The following is a 6,024-nucleotide window of genomic DNA, read 5'->3' as shown; positions in this document are numbered from 1 at the left end:
GATTCTTTTTACAAGCGCTGTTTCCCTTTCCCTGAGCTGATTTATCTTTTCTTCTATCTCTTTAATTGTCTGATCTGTATCGCTGAATATAACAAGTCCTTCGCCACCTGATTTCAGGCTTGAGAGCTGCTCCTCTAATTCGACAAGCTCTACCCTCACCTCATCCACTGCCTTCCTTGCAGATACCAGATTATCTATGTTTGCGACTTCATTAAATCCAGCAGTCAAGTAATCAAGTTCGTTTGCAGCTCTGGTGATTGATTCAGACAGAAGGTCTATGATCGAAACAAGTCCATTGGTTGCACCAGTCAGGTTGTTTATCTCTGCAAGTGCGTTTCCTGAGCTTGTGATTAGACTGTTAAACGCCTGCTTGACAGTGCGAGGCATTTTGGCAAAGTCTTCATTGGTGGCACCCACCTGAGATATTAGAGAGTCAAACACCTTATCAGCGGTTAGCTGTCCATCGAGCATGGCTTGCCTCATCTCGCCCATGCTCATACCCATTCCTCGGGCCATGGCTCTTGCAACCTCTGGCGTGTTTTCGATGATACTGTTGAATTCCTCCGCTCTCAGTATTCCTCCTGCCATTGCCTGACCAAATTGCTGCATGGCGTTGGACATTTCCTCAGTGGATGATCCACCGACAACACCAAGCTTCTGAAGGGTTTCAGTTAGCTGGATTATTTCATCGTCTGACTTGCCAAGCTCGCTTAGAGTCTGGTCTAAGTTCTCCCAGAGCTGAACAACGGTCTTCAGGTCTGTTCCAGCATCAATAGAAATGCGGGTAAGCTCGCCATACTTTGCAGCGGCATCCTCAGAGCTGTCAGCAAGTCTCTTCACTCTGGCTTGCAGCAGGTTAAAAGCGTCTGCTGTATTCACTACAGCAATCGCAGCCTGAGCCGTGAAGTATGCCGCTATCGCCCCGCCAGCCGCTCCGACAGCATCGCCGAGAGAAGTAGCAGACCGCTCTGTTCTTTCAGACTGGGATTCGAGGCTCTTTAACTCTCGCTCAGCCTGCTTTACGCCCTGACTGTTAACCCTGATTGATAGATTTGCGTATTCCGTCATGTGTTTACCGGGCATAAAAAAACCCGCACAACGGCGGGCTTTATAAATTTTGATATATCTTACTGCATCTGTACGCTGGGAGTTTTGTTTTCAGTAAATGCGTAGTTTTCTACAACACCGTTGTCTATGAGAACATCAAGAGTCTTTGTAACACCAGTTGTCTTCACATCAACTTTTACAAGATACGATTGAGCGTCAGCAGTGCTATGAATGTAGGTGTACAGCCATTTTTCCTGAGTAGATGATATTACGGTCTTGCCGTATGGCTCGCCAAACATAGAAACAAGATCTTCTGTTGTCGTCACACCGCTCTCAATCGTCTTAACCTTTTCGCTTGAAAAATCACGACCTAAGTTATAACTAGTGCTCGCACAACCGACCAAAAAAACAGACAGAAAAACAGCTACAAAAATTCTCATCAAACCCTACCAAGAGAAACCGGACAACATGCGGAAGCATGGCCGGTTACTCCATGCGTTCGGGTGATCTGCCCTATCCACGCCGGAATATTACAGAAAGCTGCTGAATAACTTCAACCTCCCAGGCTCTCACTTTGACCTGAGTCAAGTCTGACCAGTGCCGTATTTCTGTGTAGCTGATACTGCCAGACGTTGAGCTGAACAGCTTATAGAACCAGTTAACCAAGTACTTTAGTTCTGTAGGCTGTTCTGGCTGTTCTGAGAGCTTTTTAGGCTTAACCCCTGTCGTTTTATAGACCTGCTCCAGATTGGCCTTAAGCGTCGTCTTTGTACCCTTTACAGGCTTCATTAACTCAGCCTCAGCCTCAGCCCAAGCCAGCAGCCTGCTTATTTTTTTTTAATGAAGTTCATGCGATTGGATACGAACCGATCAAGCTCCAAGGCGATAGTCGGCGCATTCCTCAAGAACTCTTTTACATTGTCCTGTGTGAACTCTTTTTCAAACGACCAGCCAGCTACCAGAGCAGCCTTTGTCTCAAGCTCACGGTCAGAAATAATCTGCCGCCTGTCTTCTGATACTCTGGACAGTTCAGCTATCGACCTGTCGAAAGCTTCCGGGCTGTTATCAGCTGACAGAGCCTTTTCTTTCGCAAGGCTCATGGACATATCAACGCTCATAAGCTGGCGCTGTGTCTCGGCCCGAACAGCGTCGTAAGCGTCGGAGTCGATACCATAGACCTCGATCCACTCCCCGGAGTCTTTACCGTCTGGTGTGAAAAGCGGTAAACGTTGGGGAGTGTTGCAGGCTGGCTTAGTGTAGAAATCTTCTGGGATCATGCAGTCCGCTCAATCATAAGGTTTGTTTCTTCTGTGCCGTCGTATAGCGCCTGAAACTCCATACTGATTACCACAGGCCCGGTGCCGCTCAGCTCTGGAGCACCAGAACCGAACTTGATACGTGGGAGCGTGAAAGTGTATGAACCGTCATCACCGTCTAAGGTGAAAGAAAGCTCCACTTCATCCTCATTGATGAAGTTGTCTATCAGCGTGCTGTCTTCGAAATAAACAGACATTGACCCGGTAACATTGCTGTTGCCGATTGTAGGTCTGATTGTGTCTGGTGATCCGATGACAAAGGCGGCTTCAATGCCATTCTCCAGAGTGAAGTCAACGGAGGTCACAACTGCTGACCGACTGCCGCCAACCGTGATCTGCCCTGAGAATGAATCGAAAGGCGTGGTTGTGGTCGCATCATCATAGGTTGCGCCCTCGATGATCGCTGTGTCAGTCTCCATGCTCTGGCCGACAGTAGAAAACGTTGCCGTTACCATCGCGTTTGGAGCAACGGACATAGCCAGACTGTTAACCTCTACGCCAGTGAAGCGGTGATACTGGTCAATATCTGAGAAAATACGCTCTATCGTGAAAGACCGTCTCTCAATACCAACTTTCAGCGTATTGGTTGCCCAGGTTCCACATAAAGCAGCTTCAAGAAAATCATCAAACGAACCAAAGCTGAATTCTGCGCCAATGTCACCACCGACCTGACGGTTTCCATGCTTGAATGCGGCTATCTGGCGATCAGGGCGCAACTCTTCAGACTGCAACGTCTCTTTGCTCAGAGCCAGACTGGCAGACGTGTGACGGATTGGAATAAATACAGGAGTGCTTGGCGTAGTGCCATAAGTCGCTTCTGCAACATAGGCCATGGAGTGACGGGCACCCGTGGCGATGGTTGCCGAGTTAAGCTGTGCTTTTGAAATTGTCATTTAGACACCTGAAAATTATTGTCTGGCGATGTACGCCAACCACTGAATGGAAATGGAAGCTTTGAACCAGCCGCCTTCTGAGCCGCCTTGAGTCCTGCTTGATCCTGTTACGGTCACTTTCTGGCCTTGGTATTCAAGGCATCGACCAAGCCTGAAGCCTGACTGTATTTGGTCTGCAAGTGCGTGAAGGCTACCCCACCCGATGCCGGTCTCTGTGTGGACATCAATCTGATAGATACCCGTGGTTTGATCCAGCCCAGTGTCGCCTAGGCTGGATTGGACTGTAGAAGCAGGCAGAAAATAGGCTGCAAGCCACTCGCTTTCCTTTTTCGGTGGGTCTACATTTTCCCAGACAATGGGAGGCTCTAAACCAAGGTCAACAAGTGCCTGGTTCAATGCAGATATTACGGAAGAGAGCATTAGACTTTGTTTCTGTTTGCGTGCTTTTTGATGTTGGCCGCAACTCTGGCCATGTTTCGCCGCACCATTCCAGTGGGTGCCTGACTTGAGTAACCGTATTCAATGCCGAGCGCGTAGGGAAGGTTGTTTGTGAGCCATAGCGTCTGTTCATCCTGAGAAGCGTTAACAACATTCGTCATCAGTGCAACGGTTCCAGATCCGTTTTTGTCGATTGCATCAAGCTGGCCTGTTGCCGGGTTAACCGTCGTTGCCTGCCAGTTCGCCCGGAGCCTGCCTGTGTCAATGGGAGTATCAGAGATAACGCCGCTGAAAAGCTCGATGGTTGCGGCTTTGCGAATCTCACCAGCCTTGGCCACTGAATCAGATCGGAACTGGCTCACAACAGAGGAAAAGACTTTACCACTGCGCTATCTCCTGATCTGCACCCGGTAAACGATGGCAACACCTGCCGGGCTGACCTCTTCCAAGTTGATTATCTGCCACTCTTCCAAACTGACCAGAACCTTGTCTGTATCTTCTGGCACCTGACTGTTATCCAGTAGCAGCATTCTGTCACCCTGCATGATGTTTACACCATCAATCTGAGACAGTTTGACAGCGGAAATGATGCCATTAAATAGCAGTTCTTCCCTTTCACCGGACACACAAGCGCCAGTAATAGGGTCGCACACTTTTTCACCATACCGGGCAAGAATGACCTGTTTACCAAACTGTTTAATCAGCCTCGATGCCGTTGCAGCAGACTGGCTGTAAAAGCCACTCATACCCTGCCAACCTGAAAGAAGTAGCCAGAAGTCAGAAGCGGCCTGAGCATCATTCTGGCCTTAACAGGATCAGGAATAATAGCCGTTGCTCCTGTTTCTGCATACGTTACCGAAACAGCCCCCTCGACCTCTTCACTGAGGGTTTCACGACCATCACCTACAGGAAGAAAGTCAGTGGTCTGGCTGTCGATTGCAATCTGGATTTCAGCATTAATGACAACCTGCGGAATTTCGTCAGAAGGTATAGCAAACCCGTCATAAAAAACCCCACGCCTTGGCCATGCTTTTACCTGTGCAGGTTCAGCTCTGTTGCCCACATAGCTCTGAACTTCTATCCAGTCATGGGCAACTGTTAGAAGCTGCAAGCACAAACCATCATCAGATGGGACGTTAAGCCCCCTTGCGATGGCGTATTCCCGCATCTGTTCAACTGTTGCATACATCGGTTAACCCTCGTTAGGAGCCGCCTGTCACAGTCACAGTGCAGTCAGCGGTATGGCCACCGTCTTCAGTCGTCGCTGTTACCGTTGCTGAACCGGCTGCAACTGCTGTTACTGTGCACGTTTCCCCGCTTGCTGAAATCGTCACAATAGAGCCATCATCAGGCAAGACAGACCACTCAACAGCCTTGTTGGTAGCATTGGATGGCTCGACTGTTGCGGTCACATCACCAGACCCGACAGCCATTACTACCTTTTTACTTTCAGCCATAAAAAATCCATAAAAAAGGCGACCGGAGCCGCCTTGTTATTTTTTAAACTGTCAAAGAAAGCGTAGTAGGTGCTAGGGAAACTCCCGTAACACCTACGCTGGCTTTTTTCCCGACGTAATCAGAACCCCCGCACAATCTTTTATTGATGTTGCGGTCTTCTCCCATTTTGCCGCTGTGCCAATCTGTGCGTCTGTCGGGCTCTTGGCTGTGTTGTCTGCCCAACCAAAGCCTTTCAGTCCGGTTACAAAGTCATATTCACCCTGCATCTGGCGAGTGATGTTCTCGCCGCCGGTCTGAACTTCAGACTCCATATCAAGGCCAGACACCTGAACGGCTGCCGCACCGGGGGTAAGTGCCAGAGTGTGGTTTAGCTGACCATCTACAAGTGATGCAACGTCAGACACGATATAACGACGACCGAGACCGCCATCGTATACAGCCAGATCACCCAGAGCGAAAAGCCTGCTGTCGTTGTTGATCGCCTCACCAAGCAGCTCATGAAATGCCACGGAGTGCATCAGGTAGGAGACAATCTGCTGTGACCTGTCACCCATCTTTGCATTACCTTGGTTCAGGATTGCAAGCGACAGAGGCGCATACTCACCGCCAGATTCGCCGGAAGCATCGTGAACCAGATCGCCAACAGTACCGATTGCAGTCAGCAAAGCCAGAGCCGCAGTATTCAGATAGTCCTGAATCATGGCCTCAGCAGCCTGAGCCGCAACAACCGCCGCAGCTTCTTCAGGATCCGAACCAATGCGCTTCATCATGGTCTGTGTGATTTTAACCGGGCCAATACGACCATCGACTTTTACAGCACGGCTAAGCAGCTGATCCAGAGTAGACGCCGTTTTGTTACCATTACCGTAGGC

At 49.5% G+C, this 6,024-nt stretch carries 11 protein-coding genes; all 11 read right to left on the bottom strand.

The features are described 5' to 3' along the window. Window positions 1–1,068: tape measure protein (locus tag KDK19_RS14155; RefSeq protein WP_257292218.1), on the bottom strand; the 1,068-nt coding region annotated here is incomplete at its 3' end. Window positions 1,069–1,127: 59 nt separating this feature from the next. Beyond that, on the bottom strand, window positions 1,128–1,487 hold the full coding sequence (locus KDK19_RS14150; RefSeq protein ID WP_257292217.1) for a hypothetical protein: 360 nt from the start codon (window positions 1,485–1,487) through the stop codon (window positions 1,128–1,130). Between the two features lie 73 nt (window positions 1,488–1,560). Beyond that, window positions 1,561–1,836: a hypothetical protein gene (locus KDK19_RS14145; RefSeq protein ID WP_257292216.1), complete on the bottom strand. Its 276-nt coding sequence runs from the start codon at window positions 1,834–1,836 to the stop codon at window positions 1,561–1,563. A gap of 38 nt (window positions 1,837–1,874) precedes the next feature. Then, on the bottom strand, window positions 1,875–2,324 hold the full coding sequence (locus KDK19_RS14140; protein ID WP_257292215.1) for a phage tail assembly chaperone: 450 nt from the start codon (window positions 2,322–2,324) through the stop codon (window positions 1,875–1,877). After that, window positions 2,321–3,256: a phage tail tube protein gene (locus KDK19_RS14135; RefSeq protein WP_257292214.1), complete on the bottom strand. Its 936-nt coding sequence runs from the start codon at window positions 3,254–3,256 to the stop codon at window positions 2,321–2,323. Before KDK19_RS14135 ends, KDK19_RS14140 begins: the two co-directional genes overlap by 4 nt. Window positions 3,257–3,271: 15 nt before the next feature. Beyond that, the gene (locus KDK19_RS14130; RefSeq protein WP_257292213.1) at window positions 3,272–3,676 is read right to left on the bottom strand and encodes a DUF4128 domain-containing protein; all 405 of its coding nucleotides are present in this window, start codon (window positions 3,674–3,676) and stop codon (window positions 3,272–3,274) included. Next, complete coding sequence (locus tag KDK19_RS14125) at window positions 3,676–4,056, bottom strand: hypothetical protein (RefSeq protein WP_257292212.1); 381 nt, start codon at window positions 4,054–4,056, stop codon at window positions 3,676–3,678. The genes KDK19_RS14130 and KDK19_RS14125 overlap by 1 nt, the downstream gene beginning before the upstream one ends. 27 nt (window positions 4,057–4,083) lie before the next feature. Continuing rightward, window positions 4,084–4,440 carry a hypothetical protein gene (locus KDK19_RS14120; RefSeq protein ID WP_257292211.1) on the bottom strand — a complete coding sequence of 119 codons (357 nt, stop codon included), beginning with the start codon at window positions 4,438–4,440 and terminating at the stop codon, window positions 4,084–4,086. Beyond that, window positions 4,437–4,883 (bottom strand): DnaT-like ssDNA-binding protein, encoded by a 447-nt coding sequence (locus KDK19_RS14115; protein ID WP_257292210.1) that lies wholly within the window; start codon window positions 4,881–4,883, stop codon window positions 4,437–4,439. Before KDK19_RS14115 ends, KDK19_RS14120 begins: the two co-directional genes overlap by 4 nt. 13 nt (window positions 4,884–4,896) lie before the next feature. Beyond that, window positions 4,897–5,151, bottom strand: coding sequence for an Ig domain-containing protein (locus KDK19_RS14110; RefSeq protein ID WP_257292209.1), 255 nt, complete (start codon window positions 5,149–5,151; stop codon window positions 4,897–4,899). Between the two features lie 93 nt (window positions 5,152–5,244). Further along, window positions 5,245–6,024, bottom strand: a 780-nt coding sequence (locus KDK19_RS14105; protein ID WP_257292208.1) for a major capsid protein, incomplete at its 5' end; no start/stop codon positions are given.

The organism is Endozoicomonas sp. ONNA1, assembly GCF_024606325.1.
In the GTDB taxonomy this organism is placed as follows: domain Bacteria; phylum Pseudomonadota; class Gammaproteobacteria; order Pseudomonadales; family Endozoicomonadaceae; genus Endozoicomonas_A.
This window is presented reverse-complemented; position numbering and strand designations above follow the sequence as displayed.

Bases quoted from the DNA above. Each gene is read 5' to 3' on its own strand.
- KDK19_RS14150 (WP_257292217.1), bottom strand. From the start codon at position 1,487: ATGAGAATTTTTGTAGCTGTTTTTCTGTCTGTTTTTTTGGTCGGTTGT.
- KDK19_RS14145 (WP_257292216.1), bottom strand. From the start codon at position 1,836: ATGAAGCCTGTAAAGGGTACAAAGACGACGCTTAAGGCCAATCTGGAG.
- KDK19_RS14115 (WP_257292210.1), bottom strand. From the start codon at position 4,883: ATGTATGCAACAGTTGAACAGATGCGGGAATACGCCATCGCAAGGGGG.
- KDK19_RS14140 (WP_257292215.1), bottom strand. From the start codon at position 2,324: ATGATCCCAGAAGATTTCTACACTAAGCCAGCCTGCAACACTCCCCAA.
- KDK19_RS14120 (WP_257292211.1), bottom strand. From the start codon at position 4,440: ATGAGTGGCTTTTACAGCCAGTCTGCTGCAACGGCATCGAGGCTGATT.
- KDK19_RS14110 (WP_257292209.1), bottom strand. From the start codon at position 5,151: ATGGCTGAAAGTAAAAAGGTAGTAATGGCTGTCGGGTCTGGTGATGTG.
- KDK19_RS14135 (WP_257292214.1), bottom strand. From the start codon at position 3,256: ATGACAATTTCAAAAGCACAGCTTAACTCGGCAACCATCGCCACGGGT.
- KDK19_RS14130 (WP_257292213.1), bottom strand. From the start codon at position 3,676: ATGCTCTCTTCCGTAATATCTGCATTGAACCAGGCACTTGTTGACCTT.